The sequence below is a fragment of the Pseudomonas sp. GL_093 genome, from assembly GCF_057837605.1.
In genome coordinates this window covers 3,580,583-3,600,842 of record NZ_CM174448.1, presented here as the reverse complement: position 1 = coordinate 3,600,842, position 20,260 = coordinate 3,580,583, and the positions used below count along the sequence as shown (strand labels likewise).

The following is a 20,260-nucleotide window of genomic DNA, read 5'->3' as shown; positions in this document are numbered from 1 at the left end:
CGGCGAATCGTTTATCTGGATGTCATACAGCCACTGTTCAGGCTTCTGCCGCTCATCGAGTTTTCTAGTAAGAAGTCCTACAGAAGTGTCCCGCTTTACATGAAGGATGTTTCAATCCTTAGTTGTTTAATGAACTGTTTCCACTGAAGGCCGTTTCGTTTGATCGACTTACCCGCTACCGACTCAACTCCCTCAAAGACCAATCCGTTGACCCTGTATCTGGCGCGTCTGGCGCCCTCCAGCCAACTGACCATGCGTTATGTTTTGCAGGACGCCGCTGACCGGTTGGGCTTCGAAGACATGAACGTCGAGGAGATTCCCTGGCACAACCTGCAACCTGAAGATGTCATCGCTCTGGTGGCAGCCTTGCGCACGGATGGCTACGCGCCGAACACCTCTTCGCTTTACGTCAACGCGGTACGCGGGGTGATGAACGAGGCGTGGCGCATGAGCCTGATCAGTCAGGAACACTTGCTGAAAATGCGTTCAGTGAAAGGGATTGCCGGCACGCGATTGTCCCAGGGGCGAAACCTCAGGCGCACGCTGATCCAGGAATTGATGGCGGTCTGCGCCGCCGATCCACGGCCTCAAGGGTTGAGGGATGCGGCGATTATCGGGATTTTGTATGGCTCGGGCATGCGCAAATCGGAATCGGTCAACCTGGACCTGAACCAGGTCGATTTCACCGAGCGCAGCCTTCGTGTGACCGCCAAGGGCAACAAACAATTGATCAAGTACGCACCGGCCTGGGCGTTCGCCAAACTCAATGACTGGCTGGAACTGCGGCGCTCGCTACTGAAGGAGGGTGAAGTGGATGATTCGTTCCTGTTCAACCGCATCCGCCGCGGCAGTCATATCACCCGCGAGCGCATCACCAAGCATGCGATCTATTACATCGCCCGACAGCGGGGCGCGCAGGTCGGGGTGAAAATCATGCCGCATGATTTTCGACGTTCGTTCATTACCCGAGTGATTGAGGAATATGACTTGTCGATCGCCCAGAAACTCGCCCATCACAGCAACATCCAGACCACGGCCAACTACGATGTGCGCGATGACAACGAACGGCGTCGGGCCGTGGACCGGTTCGATCTTTGATGGACGGGGTTCAGGATTCGCTCAGTACGTGGGCATGGCCGATCGTCGAGACGTGAACCGCACTGCCGGCGGGTGGTGCATACAGGCCCGAACTGCGCACCATCAATGATCGACCTGGCTGTTGCCCGGAAGCCAAAGCCTCCAGTTCCACCGTCAACGTGCAGGTATTGCCGCTGAAATCCCGCTCGGTCACAACGGCACGACACCCGGCAGCCTCGGTTGGGCTGGGCTGGATGCTGACGAGTTGCAGTTGTTCGGGACGCAGCATGATCTGCGCCGATTTGTTGTTCCGGTGATTGTTCACCGGTATGCGACCGAGATCGCAATGGGCCCAGCCGGCTTCGATTCTGGCGGGCATGACCACGGCATCCCCCAGAAACAGCGCGGTTTGTTCATCCTCGGGGTAGCGGTAAAGATCCAGCGGATGGCCTGACTGCACCAGCCGACCATCGCGCATTACCGCCAGCTGATCGGCAAACGACAAGGCTTCACTCTGGTCATGGGTGACCAGAATGGTGGTCACGCCGGCGTCGGACAGCAGCCGTGCGACCATTTTGCGCATGGCGCCTCGAAGTCCGGTGTCGAGGGCCGAAAACGGCTCGTCCAGCAACATCAAGCGCGGCTGTTGCGCCAACGCCCGTGCCAGCGCCACGCGTTGTTGCTGGCCGCCGGAGAGTTCATGGGGCCAACGATTGGCCATGTTCGCATCCAGCGCCACGCTGTCCATCAACTCTGCGACTCTCTCCTGTTTTGCACCGCCCTTGATCGAAAGCCCGAAACCGATGTTGGCGGCCACGGTCATGTGCGGGAACAGCGCGCCGTCCTGTGGAACATAACCAATCAAACGCTGATGCGCCGGGACTTCGTGGGTGTCGTCGACGAGCGTTTGGCCATTGAGTGATAGTCGGCCTGCATCCGGGAATTCGAAGCCGGCAATCATCCGCAACAGCGTGGTTTTTCCTGAGCCGGACGGGCCGACGATGACCGTTCGGCTGCCCGTTGGCACCGACAGGTTGATGCTCTCCAGCGCTTTATGGGCGCCGTAGGACTTGGAAATGGAATGGAGTTCAAGAGCGTTCATCGGCCAGCCGTTCGTTTGGATTGGTGATAAAGAAGTCCGGTCAAGGGAAGCGACAGCAAAATCATCAGCAAGGCATAGGGCGCAGCCGCGGCGTAGTCGATTTCGCTGGTCATGGCCCAGAATCCGGTGGCCAGGGTGCGTGTGCCGTTGGGGGCGAGCAGCAGGGTGGCGGTCAACTCATTGGTGATCGCCAGGAACACCAGAGCGGCGCCAGCGGCAGCACCAGGCGCGGCCAGGCGCAGGGTGATCAGCCACAATGCCCGGGCGGGGGAGCGGCCGAGGCTGCGGGCCATGTTTTCCAGCTCCACCGGCGCCTGTGCGATCCCGGCGCGCAAACTCACCAGGGCGCGGGGCAAAAACATCAGCAGGTACGCCAGCAGCACCGTGATGGTCGTCTGGTAAATCGGCCGGGCGAAATGGATGGTGACGGTCACCAATGCCAGGGCCACGATGATCCCGGGCAACGAACTGGTGATGTAGTTGCAGCTTTCCAGTACGCGTTGCAACCGGCCCGGAGAGCGAATCGACAGCCAGGCAATCGGGATGGCGGCGCAGGTGGTGAGGGCTGCACCCGCAAGGCCGAGCAGCAGCGTCTGCTCCAGCGCCGGCAGAAGTTCGTCCATCTGCCAGACCTGCGTACCGCCGGCGATCAGCCAGTTACCCAAGGTCACCAGTGGCACCCCCAGCGCCAGCGCGCAGGTCGCGATCTGTACGGTCAGCGCGAGGAGGGTGGTTCCAGATTTCAGGCGCACCACCCGCTGTTCGCGAGCGCTTCCCGACCCGACCCGGGCGTAACGCGCCGTGCCGCGAGCGGCCGATTCTGCGGTCAGCATCACCAGGCAACACAACCCGAGCACGCTGGCCAGCATGTTGGCGGCGGGGCCGTTGAAGGTGGATTTGAACTGATCGAAGATGGCTGTGGTGAAGGTGTCGAAGCGGATCATCGCGTACAGGCCATATTCGGCCAGCAGGTGCAGGCCCACCAGCAATGCGCCGCCACAGATGGCCAGGCGCAGTTGCGGCAGCACCACGCGGAAAAATATCGCCCAAGGCTTGAGCCCCAGCGATTCGGCAACGTCTTCGATGGCCGGATCGAGCCGGCGCAGCGTCGCAGCAATCGGCAGGTAGAGGAACGGGAAGTAGGCGATGACCGAGACCAGAACCCCGGCAAACAGCCCGTGAATCGGTGGGACCAGACTGACCCACGCATAGCTGTGAACGAACGCCGGCACCGCCAGCGGCGCGGTCGCCAACAACGACCACCAGCGCCGCCCCGGCAGGTTGGTGCGCTCTGTCAGCCAGGCCAGAGACAGGCCTAACGTGACGCACAACGGAATCGTGATCACCACCAATAAAACGGTGTTGATCAACAGTTCAGCGACCCGCGGCCGGAATACCAGCGGCACAAGGGTCGCCCAACCTGTCTGAAACGATACGCCGATGACGAAGGCAATCGGCAGCAGCGACAGCAGCGACACCAGTACCGACAAACCGATCACCCACGCGCCACCACGCCCCGCGAAGAGGCCGCGGGATCGTCGTCGCAAGTTCGCGGGTATCGCCTCGGCGACGCCCGCTGGCAAGGTTTCAGGCATCAATTAGAGCAGTCCCGCCTGAGTCATCAACTCCACGGCTTTTTTACTGTCGAGTTTTGAAGCATCGACTGTCGGCGCGTCGAGTTGCTGCAAAGGCACCAGTTTTGGATTGGATTCAGCGTTTTTGCCCACGGCGTATTCAAACGATTTGCCGGTTTTGAGGATGGCCTGGCCATCTTTGCCGGTAATCCATTTGAGGAACGCCTGGGCTTGTTCCTTGTGTTTGCTGGACGCCAGCACGCCGCCGCCGGAGACGCTGACAAACGCGCCCGGATCCTTGTGCTTGAAGTAGTGCAGGGCGGTGTTCTTGCTGTTTTCGCCGGTTTTGGCCTGGTCGCCGAAGCTGTAATAGTGGTAGATCACGCCGCTGTCGACCTGCCCGGCGTTGACCGCTTTCAGTACCGCACTGTTGCCGCGATAGATCGTGGCATTGGCCTTCAACCCTTTGAGCCATTCCAGCGTGGCGGCTTCACCCTTGAGTTCCAGCACGGCGGCGACGATGGCCTGGAAGTCGGCACCGGCCGGTGAAGCGCCCCAGCGACCTTTCCAGTTCGGGCCGGCGAGGTCCATCAGCGACTTGGGCAGCTCGGCTTCGGGCAGTTTGCTCGGGTTATAGACAAACACCGTGGAGCGCGCGGCGATCCCCACCCATTTGCCATGGGCCGGGCGGTAAGCATTGCCGACCTGTTCCAGAGTGGCCGGCGCAACCGGCGCAAACAGCCCCGCATTGTCGACCAGCACCATGGCCGGGGAGTTTTCGGTCAGGAACACGTCGGCCGGGGAGGCAGCGCCTTCCTGCACGATCTGATTGCCCATCTCGGTGTCGTCGCCATTGCGCACGGTGACCTTGATCCCGGTTTCCTTGGTAAAGCCCTCGATCCAGGATTTGGTCAGGCTTTCGTGCTGGGCGTTGTAGACCACAATGCCATCGGCCTCAGCTGCATATACGTGGCCGGCGCTCAGCAGAGCGGTGGTCATCAGTGCGGTTTTCAGGAAAGAGGGAAAATGGGCATTCATGCGTCGGCAGCTCCTGTTTTTTTAATCGTGCGCGCAGATTCGACAGCGTCGACGAGGTAGGTCGTCGATGAGTGTAGATCAATACGAATCATTTGCATGTTTAAGACGCGGCGAATGTAGTGCCTGAAATGAGAAAAAAACGTCAATTTAATCGTTAATTCCTGTCATTTGGCGTGTGGGCTCGGGTACCGAGACAGTCACTCGCGAGCCGTTGCCTGGAGCGCTGTGCACGGTGATGTGGCCACCGAGTGTTTCGACAATGCGTTTGCAATGGGCAAAGCCCAGCCCGAACGAAGATGTTTGTGAGCGAGCTGCATCGGCGCGAAAGAACACCTGGCCCAGTTGCTTGAGTTCATCGGCGGACATGCCCACGCCGTTGTCACAAATGTCGATTGTGAAGCCAGTGCCTGGGTGGTGCGCAACGAGTACATTAATTTCACCGCCCGGGTCGGTGTACTTGATGGCATTGTCCAGCAGGTTACCGATGACCACTTCCCACTGTTCCTGAGTGCCCATCACCCGGCCCCCGGCATCGTCGAGCGACCGTAGGGAAAGATTGAGCTGCTTTTGTTCCGCCGCTTTACGCCAACGCTCGACGGCATCGAATACGTTGTCATTCAGCACGCTCGACTGACCGGCGGTGTCTGCGGTGCCTTCCAGTTCTGCCAGGTTCAGCAGGCCGAGTGACAGGCGTTTGAGCACTTGCATTTCGGCCAGCACATCACGGCAGGTCTGTTCGTAGTCTTCGGCCTGTCGGGGCCGGGCCAGAATCACCTCCAGTGCCGAGGTCACCGCAGCGATCGGCGTCTTGAGTTCATGGGAGGCGTTGGCGATAAACAGCCGTTGGCGCTCCAACACCTCCTGGACTGCCGTTTCCATTTGCGCATAGCTGTCGAACAGCAGTTTTTCTTCCGCCGAATGCGGCTCGAACACCACTCGACGGGTGAACTCCGGCGGCTTCAAGGTGCGCAGTTGTCGGGCGAAGCTGCGCAGGTTTCGGGTGGAGAACGACACAACGAAAAAACTGCCGAGCGTGGTCAGCAGCAGTATTCCCGATGCGGCAAGCGCCACCACGCGTTTGAAGGCGGCGACTGCATCAAGTACCGGTTGTGCGTTGGTAGCCACCAGCAGCCTGGCCTTCATCGCCCCCTCGGGGCTATTGCGCTCAAGGTCGCCGATCTGCGCAATCCATTTTTCATAACCGACGTCGAACAGGAACGTCTCTTCGCCGTCCGCCCGAACCTGATTCATGGCGCGGCGAAGTGCTTCGCGCATGGGTAGAGTCGGGCCTTGAGAGTCTTGCAGCAGCGCACCGGATATCGATGACAGTGCGAAGTACATGTCGTGATCGTGATCCAGTTCCGAGGCAAACTCGCCATGGCGTTGATAGACCAGATCACCGTCTTCGACACTGATCAATGATTCGATGACATCCGACTGGGTATCGAGATGGTGACGCAATTCATCGAGGCGGGTGGTTTGCACCCAATGACTCAGCCACACAAACCCGATCAGTAACACGCACGCCTGCACCAGGAACAAGGTGATGGCAATTTTTATGTTGAGTGCCAGGCTACGCCACACGAAGGATCAACCCCTTGCCGCGAATGGTTTCAATCTCGACGTTGGCACCTGTCAGCTTGCGCCGCAGACGATTGAGCAGAACGTCCAGGCTGTTGCTGTCCGGCTCGCTGTCAAAAGGATAGAGCAGCCCCAGCAAAACCGTGCGGGTCTGCAACTGATTGGCCTTGCCGGCCAAAGCCACCAGCAGATCGTATTCCATGCCCGTCAGTACCAGCGGTCGGTCACCGATGCTGACCCGCAACGTGTCGAGTTCGATGTTCAGATTGCCCAAAGACAGCAATCTCGAGCCTCGGGCGATCGAGCGTCGATAGAGCGCATTCAAGCGCGACACCAGTTCGATCATTTCGAACGGTTTGGTCAGATAATCGTCGGCGCCGCGATCCAGTCCCTGAACCCGATCCGCCACTTCACTTCGGGCGGTGACCATGATCACCGGCACCTCGTTGCCCATGCCGCGCAGTTCCTTCAGCACGTCCAGGCCCGATCTGTGCGGCAGCATCCAATCCAGCACCAGTACGTCGTATTCGCTCGATTGCGCGTAGTACAACGCCTCTTTGCCGTCCCTGGCCAGGTCCACCACCCAGCCTTCTTCCTCAAGCCCGCGCTTGATGCTGTTGCCCAGCAAAACATTGTCTTCAGCCACCAGAACTTTCATCACTCGCTCCCTGTCCGGGCGTTGCAGAGGAGGGCATTCATTGCATGTCCGCCACGCGCTGGCAAGCCATCGCGCAACAACGTGGCTTCGTTAACAAGCGGTTCATTTTCACCTCTTTAGACTGCCCGGCAGTGGCGAACGATGATCCTGCGGGTTCGGTTCGCTTTTCAATTTCTCACCTGGACTTCCCTCATGAGCCTTTCCAGTCGACGTCTGTCGTTCATCTTCCTGACGGTGCTATTGGCCTGTCTGGTGGCCGCGACATTTTCCAGCCTGGCCACCCATGTGCGTTTCGGACTGGAGTTTCGCGGTGGTTACGAGATTTATTACGTTGTAAACCCGGCGCCGGGCAAAACCCAGGTTTCCAAGGATGACCTTTTGCAAACGGTCGCGATCCTGAGTAAGCGCGCCGATAGCATCGGCATTACCGAGCCGGACATCCGGGTTGAAGGCGCCAACCACATTCGGGTCAAACTGGCCGGCCTGACGTCTGCCGAAGAGTCGCGTTCCCTGCTCGGCAGCGCTCAGGGACTGCCCACCCAATTGACGGAGAAATACACCCAGACCGTCGGCAGCGTGCTGGGCAAGACGGCTCTGGCGGAAACGGTACAAGCGGGGTTGATCGGTATCGCCTGTATTTTCCTGCTGCTGGTGGGTCTGTATCGCATCGCCGGTTTGCTTGCCGCGTTTTGTACGGTGGTCTACCTCTGGTTATTGCTGATTGTATTCACAGCCTCGGGGGCGACCTTATCGCTGTCGGCGGTGGTCGCGTTCGTGCTGGGCATTGGCATGGCGGCAGACGCCAGCATCATCTGTCTGGAGCGCGTTCGTGAAGAACTCGGCCTCGGTCGGTCATTGCGCGAGGCCGTGCAAAACGGTTTCAACGGCTCGCTGCCGACAATTCGCGACGCGAACCTGGTGACCGCACTGGCCATGATCGCCCTGTTTGCGGCGGGCATTGGCCCGATCCAGGGTTTTGCGCTGACGATGCTGGTGAGCATCGTGATCAGCATCGCCACCAACTTTTTCCTGGTTCGGCGGCTAGTACTGTGGCTGGCCGATACTCAATGGGTCAGCCAGCGCTGGTTGATCGGCAAGGGCAAATCACCCGCGACCACAGCCCGCAGTTTCAACTTCATTGGCCTGGGTAAAACAGCGATTTTTGTGTCATTGCTGACCATCGTCGCCGGATCGCTGTACTACCGTGCTCACGGTCTGAACCTGGACATCGATTTCACCGCAGGCACCGCGCTGGACATCGACGTTGACCGGGCGATTACTCAGCAAACGGCCACCCAAATCATGACCGAGGCGGGCACCATACCGGCCACGGTGGCTGTGGGCGGTGTACAGAATCAACACATCGCCGTGCGCTTCGATGAAGTGCTCAAACCGGCTGATCTGAAGCAAATCATTGCTGCATTCAAAGGCAAGTACCAGAGCGTCGAATACGAAGAGAACACCGCGGACCCTGGCGTAGCGCGAGACTTCGCTACCCGGGCGATCTATGCCGTGATTGCGGCGTTCGCCAGTATCGCGATTTACATCGGCCTGCGCTTTTCCTGGGCCATCGCCCTGGCGACACTGCTGCCGATCGTTCAGGATATTCTGATCGTCTCGGCGATATTTTCGCTGTTCAAGTTTGAGGTCGACGTCACCTACATCGCGGCCCTATTGACGATTATCGGCTACTCGCTGAACGACAAAATCGTGATTTTCGGGCGCATCGTCGAGAATGTGAAAAAGTCCCCGCCCGGCGATCCTGTGTCCTTGTGGCGTTTGATCAACTTGAGTATCCGCCAGACCCTGGGGCGTTCGCTGTACACCGTGCTGACGGTAGTGCTGGCGTCGACCTGCCTTTATTTGTTCGCGTGTGAGCCGTTGCAAATGTTTTCGCTGGCACTTGTGCTGGGGCTGATATCAGGTGCAGCGTCGTCAATTTTCATCTCCAGTGCGATCTGGCTGACCCTGTCGCGCCGCCAGCTATGGCCGGCCAAGGCTGGCTCACCCTTGAAGATCAATCCTCGGTCTGTCCCGCACCTGGCATCAACGCCGTTCCTTGGCGCGCTGCTGGCGGTGTGTATGGTTGGTGTGGGCGGGTGGTTCTGGATTCCCGCCCAGGCAACGGCAGGCAAGTCGGCGCTCAGTATGTCGACCGATACGGGTTCCCTGGGAGACTTGTCGAGTTTCCGGCAAATCACTGTGGACACCGCCCGATTAGTGGATGCAGGAGATATGAAGGCAGCCAAGGCCCGGATCACTGACCTGGAAACCGCCTGGGATCAGGCCGAAGAAACCTTGCAACCCAAGTCTCCGGCCAACTGGACGTCCGTCGACAAGTCAATTGACCGTGCGCTGTCGCAATTGCGTTCGGGTAAGCCAGATCCGGCAGCCTGTGCAGAGGCGTTGAAAACCCTGCTGGCGAAGCTGGATAACAAGCAGAGCAGTGCCGCCCCCCCAGTGGCGGCCGCGACCGCGGGGTCCATGGGCGATTTGTCTTACCTGAAGGTCATTCTGTCCGACACTCAACAGCTGCTCGCCCGCGGCGACATGAAGGGTGCCCGCGCACGGATCACCGACCTGGAGAGCGCCTGGGATCAGGCCGAGGAAAAATTGCGTGCGATCGATCCTGAAGGCTGGACCTCGATCGACAAGTCATTGGACCGGGCATTGAAGCAGGTCAGGACGGGGTCGCCGGACCTGGCAGCCTGCACCGAGGCGCTGGATACCTTGTCGACGAAGATCACCAGTAAAAGCGCGCACTGACAGTTTGTTAAACCCGAATAGGAACGACATAATCCGTAGCAGCTGGCGAAGCCTGCGTTCGGCTGCGCAGCAGTCGTGAAATCAGACGATGCGGTGTTTCAGGAAGACCGCAAACTCAGGTTTTACGACTGCTGCGCAGCCGAACGCAGGCTTCGCCAGCTGCTACAGATCTCGTTTCGGCTTAACTGATCGGCATTAGGTTCCAGGGGCCTCTTTTTTTGACGGTCTTGTCAGGGTTGGGTTTGCGGGAAAATCAGAATCTCCAGATTGCCGCGCTCATAACGCTTGCCATCGATAGGCAACAATTCGACTTCTTGCACTTCCTGGACACTGTTGACTCGCATCACCACGCCGACTGCGCCTTTTTTGCGGGCCTCGGTCATCCACTGAGCGACATTGTCCTTGGTCACTTTTCTCGAATCCATCGCAGGATCGTCGAGGCCGTACTTCAGCTCACCGATGGTGTTGTAAAGAGTGATCTGCGGCCGCTTCAGTCGCCACGACAAGGCTGATGCCGCACCCAAATCGTTACTGAGCAGCGAGGTCGTCTGGCTCAAGGCATCCAGATGCTCGGCAATGAACTGATCGGGCATCTTGCTATCGACGATCTGACCGGGCATCGCCGCCGGCAGCAATGCGACCAGCAGCCAGATGCCCAGGGCCGGCATGGCCCAGAACATCAATGGACGCAGGACTTGCAACGCGTTAGCGATGATCCAGCCAAGCAGCACGAAAAACACCAGCGACAGGCTGAACATTTCGGTGTTTTCGTAGATCTCTCTGGTGGTCTGCAGATAAAGCAGAACGATCAGGGCTATGGTCGCCACAACGACATTGATCACACCGTTGATACGAATCGCCCGGCCGCGCGCCTGGTTCAGCAACTCGGTCAGAGCATGGCCCATCAGCAACGCCAGGGGTAACAGGCACGGCATGATATAGGTCGGCAGCTTGCCGCTGCTCAGGCTGAAGAACCCCAGTGGCAATAGCAGCCAGAGCAACAGAAAGCAGATCGCCGGCTGGCGTTTGTGCTGCCAGGCCTGGACGAATGTCGCTGGCAGCAAGGCTGCCCAAGGCAGACTCGACACGACCAGTAGCGGCACGTAGAACCACCAGGGACGAGCGTGCTGCGCATCATCGGCAGCGAAACGGCGAACGTGCTCGTTCCAGAAGAAAAACCGCCAGAAGTCCGGCTCCTGATGGTGGATCGCGAGTACCCACGGCAGACAAACCGCAGCGGCCACGACGACCGCCAGCGGCCCGTAACGCAACAACTCACCCAAGCGTCGTTGCCAGAGCATCCAGGGCAGGGCAATCAACACGGGCAACAACCAGGCAAGAAAACCCTTGGTCATGAAACCCATACCGCAGGCAACGCCCAACAACGCCCAAGCGCCGAGTCGAGCGCGTGAAACCTGGCTATCGATGGCAAACCACAGCGCAACCAGGCTCAGGTTGACCCATAACGTGAATTGCGGATCGAGGTTGGCGTATCCGGCCTGACCGGCGATCAACCCGAAGCTCATGTACAACAGTGCGCAGGCGAAGCTTTTGCGCGGGTCGTTCCAGAGGCGACGGGCAATCAGGTACGTGAGCCAGATACTCAGTCCGGTGCTCAATGCCGAGGCGATACGCACCCCAAACAGGGTGTCGCCAAATACAGCCTGGCCGATGGCGATCATCCAGTAACCGGCAATCGGCTTCTCGAAATAACGAATCCCCATGAAATGCGGAGCGACCCAGTTGCCGCTCAACAGCATTTCCTGACTGACCTGACCATAACGGGTTTCATCAGGCGTCCATAAGCCATGGGTCACGAGCGGCAGGAGATAAAAGACCAGGAAGACCAGCAGCAAACCCGGAACCATCCAGCGCTCGGCGATCGACCGGGCTGAGGAGTCTGCTCGGGATAAATGGCCAGCAGAACGGGGAAGCAGGTTATCGGGTGTCATGACTAAACCTTGTCAAAGTTTGTAAATGAACGGGCGCGTGGCACGACGCAGCAAGAGCGCAACTTCTTCAATGTCATGACGCAACCGCGACCTGAACTTGGAAGTTGGCTCAACTGTTTTTTGGATTTTTAAGTTAAAGCGATTTGTTCGCAAACACTGTGTTCGGGCGCGCCGGCAGGATTATCGGCTCACCTATTTTTCGCTTAACAGCGAATGCCAGCCATTGGCACTGACGATACCGAGCACTTGAAGTTCTCCATCAGCACTAATGCGCACGAACAACGAACTGCCATATTCACTTTTCTTCGCGTGTTTGAAACCGGTCTGCGCTTCAAATCCGTGGATACAACCGCTGTGAGTGACCAACACCAGATTGCGATGGGCCACCTTGTGCGCCACCACATCGTTACGCAGGGTTTTGCCGCAGATCGACAGCCAGTCCTGAGTCATCGCGTCTTTGCCGAGCATGTAGTGTGCGGTTTGCACTGTACGGGTAACCGGACTGCTCAGGACGTCGGTCTGCGACAGACCCAGGCGCAGGAAACCCTGGCCCACCGCCGCGGCCTCAACGCTGCCGGCTTGGGTGATACCGTCAGCCGGGCCCAGGCATGGGTTCGTGGATCGGTCGCATCGCTCGGCATGGCGTACCAGCGCGACGACCTCACCGGCTTGCCAGCGCTGGAGCAGGTCCGCTTTAGTTGCGGTTCCAGCCGTCGACAGGTTGGCCGGAGATCTTGACCACAACAAAAAACCGGTTGTCCCGGCCAGGATGACCAACGCCACGATCAACCCCGTAAGCCCGAACAGCCGCGATAGCCACGTTGGTTTTTTCGGAAACTTGCGCGATAGTAAATTAGACACGTGTGTTTTAACCCCTGAGTGCGCGATAAACATCAACTCTCAATGCGCTTCTTCCAAACAGTCTTTGAAATTCATCGGCTATTTTGGTTGTCCAGGCGCAATTAACGACAAACTAAAAGGTGTCAGGTGCCTGAGGGGTGAAAGAAATGTGAAAGTTTTGCAGGAGGGTTGGGCCGTTAATTATTAGTGCGTTGTTGCAAACGCTTCTCTTATGTACCTTGCCTGTGGGCTGATGTTGGTTTTAGCCCCGGTTCTGTGGCAATTGACCCCGACAATGGAGCCCGGCAACAGAATGGATTTCAAACAGAGCCTGACGAAAAGGATCGTCATCGTATTCGCCCTGATGAGCGCGTTGGTGGCGGGCGTATTTGCGGTGGGCATCGTCGCAACAGTGCACGTGGTTGACCGAAAGCTCACGACGACGCGATTGGCGGGAGGGATGCACCGCCTGCTGTCGATGGACAATCCTGGTCAGTGGACCCATCAACCGGAAAAAGACGAGCTGTTTTTTACCCAGGGCGGGAAGGGCCTCATGGCGCTTGATTCGCAGTTGGAATCGCTACGTCTTGGATTTCAGGAAATCCTGTATCACGGCGCCGATTTCTACGCGATGGTCGAAGTCGTGGATGGACGCAAGTATGTGTTGCTGCGCGATCAGCAAAGCCTCGAACAGCGCGAGCGGATGTTGTTTGGTATCGTCATGGTCGGTTTCGTTTTGAGCATTCTGCTGGCGATTCTGCTGGGCCGGTTATTGGCTCGGCGTGTGATGGCTCCGGTGATTCGCCTGGCGCGCCAGGTGCGTCATCGCGATCAACTATTGGACCTCGCGTCACCGCTTCGACCCGACTATGCGGCTGATGAGGTGGGAGAGCTGGCGCAGTCCTTTGACCAGACCCTGGGACGTCTGCGCGCAGCACTGGGCCGGGAAAAACTCTTCACCAGTGATGTCAGTCACGAATTGCGTACCCCGCTGATGGTGCTAGGCGGCTCCTGTGAGCTTTTGCTGAGCAATCCCTCGCTGGACCCTCGTTCCGTGGCTCAGGTCAACCGAATCGCCCGGGCCACCGACGAAATGCGTCAATTGGTCGAAACGTTTTTGATGCTGGCTCGCGCTCGAGAGGATTCCGGTTCGGAGGCGAATGCCACCCTCAAAGAAGTCGCCGATGCGCTGGTTGAAATCTGGGGGCGACTGATCCGGGAGAAGGGCATCGAATTCATTTACGACATCGAGCATGTTTCGTCGGATCGTCATAACCTGACGTTCCTGCAATCGGTCATGGGCAATTTGTTGCGAAATGCCTGGCACTACACGGATCAAGGCCACATTCGACTGACCCTGCGTGAACACGGCTTCATTATCGAAGACAGCGGCATAGGCATCCCGGAAGAAGAACGCCATGCGATATTTCAGCCGTTCGTGCGCGGTGACGAGAGTCGAGGTGAAGGGTTGGGGTTGGGCCTTTCACTGGTACAACGAATCTGCAGCAATCAGAACTGGCGAGTACAACTCAGTAGCCGCCAGCCCAACGGTTGTTGTTTCACCGTTGAGCTGGACCGCGAGTAAACCTTTTACTGAACCGATGGACAGCCTCTCGGTGTTCCGGCAGCGGCTTGACTGATCAACGCGGCCAAGCGCTTGACGTTGCTCTGCTGAGCCGCTACCAGTTCATCGATGGACGGCCCTGAAGGTGTTTGCAAAGTGCTTCGGCACGTGACCAGCGCGTTATCGCTTTCGCCGAGGTTGCGCAGGCGCCATTTGACGTCAATCAGCGCGTATTGGCCGGGGATCGAGTCAAACCGTTGCACGTCCAGGCGCACCGACATTTTGCGCTGGGGATTACTGTTGACCAGTTGGTCCGCCAGGGCAGTGCGCAATTCATCCGACAGGCTCGCGCCCCACCATTGTGTTTCGAGGATGGCCAGGCCGCTGTTACCCTGTCGAATAACGATTTGCGGGCGGTCGACCTGAGGCGGGACGCTGAGGCTCTCGATCTGGATATCCGCAGTGCTGGTCCTTGAATTGCTGCTCGGTTGGGCCGGGGTCAGGGTGTGGAATTGAATCGGCTCACTGCGGCACGCGGCGAGTAGCAACAATGCAGTGACCAAGCTGATCTTCAGCGGATAAACCATGAGTGATGCTCCTGTGGTCATTTGCGCGGCGGCCCCTGCAGGTCAATCGGCGCGGCATTGTCGGGACGACCGCGAATCAGCGATTCCGGATGCCGTCCCAGGTAATCCGAGAGTTCACGCAAGGAGCGCGACATGCGCCCGAGCTCGTCGAGGGTCTGACCTAATTGTTCGCGTTGCGGCGAGTCTTCGGCCAAGGTCGAACTGGCCGATTGCAGCGTCTTGCTGACGTCCGCCAGGGTGGTCTGCACGCCGGGCAGGGTCTTGGCGTTGAACTGTGCGAGGCCTTTGCGCAGTTCGACGAGGTTGCTGTCCAGGTTGCCGGCAATGCGCTCGATCGGCAGTTGGTTGATCTTGTTGACCATGCCCTCCAGTTTTTCCTGCAATTGTTCGAGGCTGCCCGGAACGGTTGGGATGGAGACTGGACGGGCGGTCGGATCGAACACGACTTTCTCCGCTTTGGGGTAGAAGTCGAGCGCAATGTAGAGCTGGCCGGTCAACAGATTGCCGCTACGGGCCTGGGCCCGCAGGCCGTTTTCGATGAAGGTGCCCATCAAACGTACGCCAGCGGCTTCGTCGTTGGGGTCATGCTTCAACACCTCGAGCATTTTGGTGTGGGCCTGGCCGAGTCGTTGTGGGTAGATCATGATCCCGACATTGACCGGAAAACTGCGCTTTTTCGCGTCGAAATCCAGATTGACCGCCACGACTCTGCCGAACTCGATGCCCAGGAATTCCACCGGTGCACCGACTTTGAGCCCGCGCAAGGCCTGATCGAAACGCAAACTCAAGAATTGCCCCTTGCCGCTGGGCGGGGCGAGGGCGGTTAGCTGGTCTTCGAACAGATCGAAGGCTTTGTCCTCTGCGGCCGGTTGATCATTGGGACTGTAATCCGGAGCGCGGAAGGCGATACCGCCCACCAGAATGGATGACAGCGATTCGGTTTTCACCGAAAAGCCGTTGGCGCCGACGTTCACGTCGATCCCGCTGGCGTTCCAGAAACGGGTGTTTTCGGTCACGTAGGCATCATTGGGCGAATGCACGAAAATCTCGATATCGACCCCTTTACCGTCGGCATTCAGGGCGTAGGCCACCACTTGGCCGACCGGAATCTTGCGGAAGTAAACCGGAGAGCCGATATCCAGCGAACCGAGGTCATCGGTGTGCAGGGTGAAGCGCTTGCCCGGCTCGCCATAGGTAATCGGCGGCGGGTTTTCCAGGCCGGTAAAGTTTTTTGCGCGGGCGTCGGCTTGGCCGATGTCGGCGCCAATGTAGTCCCCGGACAGCAGAGTATCGATACCCGACACCCCGCCGGCGCCAATACGCGGACGCACAACCCAGAATTCCGAATCTTCGCGGGTGAAACTTTCCGCCTGCTTGGACAGTTTGATGGTGGCGTTGACGCTCTTCTGATCGCTGCTCAGTTCCACGTCCGAGACATGGCCGATCACCACGTTGCGGTATTTGACCTCGGTCTTGTTGGCCGTCAGGCCACTGCCGGTTTTGAACATGACAGTAATGGTCGGACCTTCCTGCAACATGGTGTGTACGACCAGGGAAATCCCCACCAGCACCGCGACGATCGGCACGATCCATACCAGCGAAACGCTGAAACGACGGGTTTTAACAGGGGCCTGGCCGGGGGCTTGCGGCCCGTCAGTGGCTTGCGACTTCATCCATGACCTCCTCGTTTTGTGGGCTTTTCCGCTCTTTATCCCAGATCAGGCGTGGGTCGAAACTCATCGCTGACAGCATGGTGAACACCACCACCAGGCCAAAGAACAAAATGCCCGGGCGCGGTTCGATATCGGCCAGGGCTTGAAACTTAACCAGTGAAGCCACCAGGGCGACCACGATTACATCGAGCATCGACCAGTAACCGATGAGCTCGACGAAACGGTACAGCGTTGACCGCTGCTTGTTCGCCCATTGGCTGTCGCGCTGAACGGTCACCAGTAACAGCGTCAGGGCGACGAACTTGATGCCCGGCACCGCGATGCTGGCGATGAAAATAATCAGGGCAATGTCCCAGGCACCGTGCTGCCAGAACTCGACTACACCGCTCATGATCGTGCTATCGGCACCGTTGCCGACCATCTTGGTGTTCATTACTGGCAGCAGATTAGCCGGGACGTAAAACGCCAGGGCAGTGAACATGTAGGCCCAGGTCCGGGCCAATGAGTTGGTTTTGCGCCGATGCAGCGGCGCGCCGCACCGTGTGCATTCGTGAGGTTCATCGGTCATGTCACAGGCCAGGCCGCAGCTATGACACAGGCACAGGTTGAGTTCACTCGCCACCGGGGGCCTGTTCATAAGATGTCCCATAGATCACGGATGTCGCGTCCGGCGATGCGGATCATCATCAGACTGAGAATGGCCAGGGCAAACAGGCCGATGCCGGGCAGCACATCCAGCAATCCTGCGAGTTTGATGACCGCGACCATCGCCCCCAGCAGACAGACCTCCAGCATGCTCCAGGGCCTGAGCGTTTCCAGCCAGCGCATGCAGAACCTGAAACCGGGCGAGCGACGGGAGGCGAGGGCGAAGCTCAGCACCCAGATAAGCAGCAACAACTGGAAAATCGGCGCGATGATCATCGCGATCGCCGCCACCATGGCGATGAAAGTGATCGGCCCCAGACTCAGGGCAAGCACCGAATCCCAGAGTGTTGCGCTGTTTTTCAGGCCTTTGAGGCTGATGCTCATGACGGGATAGAAGTTGGCGAAGATCCACAGCATCAACGCGGTGAAGGTCAACGCCAGACGTTGTTCCACAGTCAGGCCGTTATAGCGTTGAAGCACGCCGCCACAGCGCGTACACAGGGTTTTCTGATGTTTGGCGAGCGTGACTTTTTCGTACACGCAGTCGCAGTGCTCGCAGATGATCAGTGGGTCAGTCGTAGCCATAGGCTGCACTCGCCAGGACGCAGGGAAGTCAGAGCACTCCCTCAATATAGAAGCGCCTCGCGATTGAGCAAATCCAAAGGCCAAATGCCTGATAGACAGCGTCACCGTTCTTCGCGAGCAGGCTCGCTCCCACATTTGGAATGCGTTTCCCTGTGGGAGCGAGCCTGCTCGCGAAAGCGGTGGGTCAGCAACGTGGTTTTTTAGCCGAGCAGTTCGCGCAGGCGATACCAGAACATGCCGAGCGCCAGCAGCGGAGAGCGCAGCATCGCCCCGCCGGGAAAGGTCATGTGTGGCACGGCGCTGAACACGTCAAAGCCCTGACTGTGTCCGACGTGGATCGCTTCGCCCAACAGCTTTGCGCACCAGTGGGTCACGTTCAGGCCATGACCTGAGTAGCCCTGGGCGTAAAACACGTTCGGATGCTGGCTCAAGCGCCCGACCTGAGGGAAGCGATTGGCGCTGATGCCAATCTTGCCGCCCCATTGATAGTCGATGCGCACGTTGGCCAATTGCGGGAAGACCTTGAGCATGTGCGGGCGCATGTAAGCTTCGATGTCCGCCGGATCGCGCCCGGAATAATGGCAGGCCCCGCCGAACAGCAAGCGTCGGTCCGCCGAGAGCCGGTAGTAATCCAGGCCGACTTTCTGGTCGCAGAGCGCCAGGTTATGCGGGATCAATTGCGCTGCCTGTTCGGGCGTCAACGGCTCGGTGGCGATGATGTAGCTGCCCGCCGGGAGAACCTTGCCGCTCAGCTTAGGTTCGAGCTCTTCCAGGTGAGCGTTGCACGCCAGCACCAGACTGCCGGCGCGCACCGTGCCGCCGGCACAGCGAACCTGCACGGTGCTGCCATGGATCAACTCCAGCACCGGGCTCTGCTCGAAAATTTGCACCCCTAAGGATTGAGCCAATAGCGCTTCGCCAAGGACAAGATTGAGCGGGTGCAAGTGACCCGAGCCCATGTCGACGAGACCACCGGCATACACGCCTGAGTTCACCACCTGCTGACGGATCTGCTCCGGCCCGACGAGTCGGGTTTCGTGGGCGTAACCCGATTCGGCAAGGCCTTGCTGCTCAGCCTTGAACGCCGCGAACTGCGCTTTAGTATTGGCCAGTTCACAGAACCCCCAGCGCAGGTCGCAATCAATCCCGTGCTCACGAATGCGGTTGCCCACGAGCGCTACCGATTCGACGCCCGCACGCTCAAGGTAACGCACACCTTCTTCACCGACATGACGGGCAAAACCGCTGACGTCATGGCCGATACCGCGGATCAACTGCCCGCCGTTGCGCCCACTGGCGCCCCAGCCGATCCGTCGGCCCTCCAGCAGAATCACCGAGAGCCCGCGCTGCGCCAGTTCGATCGCCGTGTTAACGCCGGTAAAGCCGCCGCCGATCACACAGACATCGGCTTCAAGGTCCTCGGCCAGTGTAGGGTAGGGCGCCATTCCATTGGCCGATGCCGCGTAATAGGAGCGAGCATGTTCGTTGCTGTACAGGTTCATTGGTTGGACTTCACTTTGCTCCAGGAGCGGGTCATCAAACGCATGATCGCCTGGGGCGGGGTGGTCGAAATGTAGAGCTTGTCGAGGACTGCCTGGGGTGGGTAAACCTCAGGGTTGTTGACCAGCTCAGGGTCCATGTCTTGCTTGGACGCCGGGTTCGGGTTGGCGTAACCGACCGACGCACTGACCTTGGCAATCACTTGCGGATCGAGCAGGTAATTGATGAAAGCATGCGCCTCTTTCTGATTGCTGGCGTCTGCGGGAATCGCCAACAGGTCGAACCACAAATTACTGCCTTCCTTGGGAATCGCGTAGGCGATGTTCACGCCGTTCTTGGCTTCCTTGGCCCGGTTCGCGGCCTGGAACACGTCACCCGAGTAACCGAAAGCTACGCAGATGTCGCCGTTGGCCAGGTCCGACACGTACTTGGAGGAGTGGAAGTAGGTGATGTAAGGGCGGAGGGTCAACAGCTTGGCTTCAGCCTTTTTGTAATCCTCAGGATTTTCGCTGCGCGGGTCCATGCCCATGTAATTGAGGATCGCCGGGAACACTTCATCGGCCGAATCCATCATCGACACGCCGCACTGACTGAGTTTCTTCAGGTTCTCCGGTTCGAAAAACACCGCCCAGGAGTCGATGCGATCAATGCCGAGCACTTGCTTGACCTTGTCGACGTTGTAGCCGATGCCGTTGGTGCCCCACAGGTACGGGACCGAGTGTTCGTTGCCCGGATCGTTTTTCTCCAGCAGCGCCAACAGTTTCGGGTCGAGGTTCTTGAAGTTGGGCAGCTGCGAACGATCGAGCTTCAGGAACGCGCCAGCCTTCACCTGGCGAGCGAGGAAGTGGTTGGACGGCACCACCACGTCATACCCGGTGCGGCCAGCGAGCAATTTGCCCTCCAGGGTTTCGTTGGAATCGAATACGTCGTAGATCACCTTGATCCCGCTTTTCGCCTGGAAGTCGACGAGGGTGGTCTCGCCGATGTAATCGGTCCAGTTGTAGACGCTGACTGTTGGCTGAGCCTGCGCAACGGCGCTGAACAATAACGCCAGTGCAACCGGAGCCACGGATTTCAATAGACGCATACGACACCTCTTATAGTTATTGGATTCTTCC

The 20,260-nt window shown here is 58.7% G+C and carries 16 protein-coding genes; 3 read left to right on the top strand and 13 right to left on the bottom strand.

Annotated elements, in window-relative coordinates; all coding sequences use genetic code 11:
- Positions 1-159: 159 nt before the first annotated feature.
- The gene (locus AC3IUE_RS16540) at positions 160-1,098 is read left to right on the top strand and encodes a site-specific integrase (RefSeq protein WP_056745995.1); all 939 of its coding nucleotides are present in this window, start codon (positions 160-162) and stop codon (positions 1,096-1,098) included.
- Between the two features lie 10 nt (positions 1,099-1,108).
- Here the strand turns inward: AC3IUE_RS16540 and AC3IUE_RS16535 are convergent, their stop codons facing one another.
- From AC3IUE_RS16535 to AC3IUE_RS16515, 5 genes are all read right to left on the bottom strand, one after another.
- Positions 1,109-2,179: an ABC transporter ATP-binding protein gene (locus AC3IUE_RS16535; RefSeq protein WP_489262956.1), complete on the bottom strand. Its 1,071-nt coding sequence runs from the start codon at positions 2,177-2,179 to the stop codon at positions 1,109-1,111.
- Positions 2,176-3,774, bottom strand: coding sequence for an ABC transporter permease (locus AC3IUE_RS16530; RefSeq protein WP_489262955.1), 1,599 nt, complete (start codon positions 3,772-3,774; stop codon positions 2,176-2,178). Before AC3IUE_RS16530 ends, AC3IUE_RS16535 begins: the two co-directional genes overlap by 4 nt.
- 3 nt (positions 3,775-3,777) lie before the next feature.
- On the bottom strand, positions 3,778-4,791 hold the full coding sequence (locus tag AC3IUE_RS16525; RefSeq protein ID WP_489262954.1) for an iron ABC transporter substrate-binding protein: 1,014 nt from the start codon (positions 4,789-4,791) through the stop codon (positions 3,778-3,780).
- Positions 4,792-4,938: 147 nt separating this feature from the next.
- A complete protein-coding gene (locus tag AC3IUE_RS16520; protein WP_489262953.1) occupies positions 4,939-6,375 on the bottom strand; it encodes a sensor histidine kinase in 1,437 nt (478 codons plus the stop codon).
- A complete protein-coding gene (locus AC3IUE_RS16515; protein WP_056746003.1) occupies positions 6,365-7,030 on the bottom strand; it encodes a response regulator transcription factor in 666 nt (221 codons plus the stop codon). The genes AC3IUE_RS16520 and AC3IUE_RS16515 overlap by 11 nt, the downstream gene beginning before the upstream one ends.
- A 192-nt stretch (positions 7,031-7,222) precedes the next feature.
- Between AC3IUE_RS16515 and secF the strand changes: the two genes are divergently transcribed.
- On the top strand, positions 7,223-9,796 hold the full coding sequence (gene secF, locus AC3IUE_RS16510) for a protein translocase subunit SecF (RefSeq protein WP_489262952.1): 2,574 nt from the start codon (positions 7,223-7,225) through the stop codon (positions 9,794-9,796).
- 230 nt (positions 9,797-10,026) lie between these two features.
- Here the strand turns inward: secF and arnT are convergent, their stop codons facing one another.
- Positions 10,027-11,748, bottom strand: coding sequence for a lipid IV(A) 4-amino-4-deoxy-L-arabinosyltransferase (gene arnT, locus AC3IUE_RS16505; RefSeq protein ID WP_489262951.1), 1,722 nt, complete (start codon positions 11,746-11,748; stop codon positions 10,027-10,029).
- Between the two features lie 192 nt (positions 11,749-11,940).
- Positions 11,941-12,609, bottom strand: coding sequence for a lipopolysaccharide core heptose(II)-phosphate phosphatase PmrG (gene pmrG, locus AC3IUE_RS16500; protein WP_489262950.1), 669 nt, complete (start codon positions 12,607-12,609; stop codon positions 11,941-11,943).
- Between the two features lie 292 nt (positions 12,610-12,901).
- Here pmrG and AC3IUE_RS16495 point away from each other — a divergent pair, with 292 nt between their 5' ends.
- Positions 12,902-14,173, top strand: coding sequence for a sensor histidine kinase (locus tag AC3IUE_RS16495; protein WP_489262948.1), 1,272 nt, complete (start codon positions 12,902-12,904; stop codon positions 14,171-14,173).
- 5 nt (positions 14,174-14,178) lie between these two features.
- Here AC3IUE_RS16495 and AC3IUE_RS16490 read toward each other — a convergent pair whose 3' ends face one another.
- From AC3IUE_RS16490 to AC3IUE_RS16465, 6 genes are all read right to left on the bottom strand, one after another.
- Positions 14,179-14,739: a PqiC family protein gene (locus AC3IUE_RS16490; RefSeq protein WP_489262947.1), complete on the bottom strand. Its 561-nt coding sequence runs from the start codon at positions 14,737-14,739 to the stop codon at positions 14,179-14,181.
- 17 nt (positions 14,740-14,756) lie between these two features.
- Positions 14,757-16,412, bottom strand: coding sequence for a PqiB family protein (locus AC3IUE_RS16485; protein WP_056746015.1), 1,656 nt, complete (start codon positions 16,410-16,412; stop codon positions 14,757-14,759).
- Complete coding sequence (locus tag AC3IUE_RS16480; protein WP_489262946.1) at positions 16,393-17,049, bottom strand: paraquat-inducible protein A; 657 nt, start codon at positions 17,047-17,049, stop codon at positions 16,393-16,395. The genes AC3IUE_RS16485 and AC3IUE_RS16480 overlap by 20 nt, the downstream gene beginning before the upstream one ends.
- Positions 17,046-17,642 carry a paraquat-inducible protein A gene (locus tag AC3IUE_RS16475; protein WP_056746019.1) on the bottom strand — a complete coding sequence of 199 codons (597 nt, stop codon included), beginning with the start codon at positions 17,640-17,642 and terminating at the stop codon, positions 17,046-17,048. The genes AC3IUE_RS16480 and AC3IUE_RS16475 overlap by 4 nt, the downstream gene beginning before the upstream one ends.
- A gap of 200 nt (positions 17,643-17,842) precedes the next feature.
- Positions 17,843-19,144 carry an NAD(P)/FAD-dependent oxidoreductase gene (locus AC3IUE_RS16470; protein ID WP_489262945.1) on the bottom strand — a complete coding sequence of 434 codons (1,302 nt, stop codon included), beginning with the start codon at positions 19,142-19,144 and terminating at the stop codon, positions 17,843-17,845.
- Positions 19,141-20,229, bottom strand: coding sequence for a polyamine ABC transporter substrate-binding protein (locus tag AC3IUE_RS16465; RefSeq protein ID WP_461998479.1), 1,089 nt, complete (start codon positions 20,227-20,229; stop codon positions 19,141-19,143). The genes AC3IUE_RS16470 and AC3IUE_RS16465 overlap by 4 nt, the downstream gene beginning before the upstream one ends.
- Positions 20,230-20,260 lie beyond the last annotated feature (31 nt).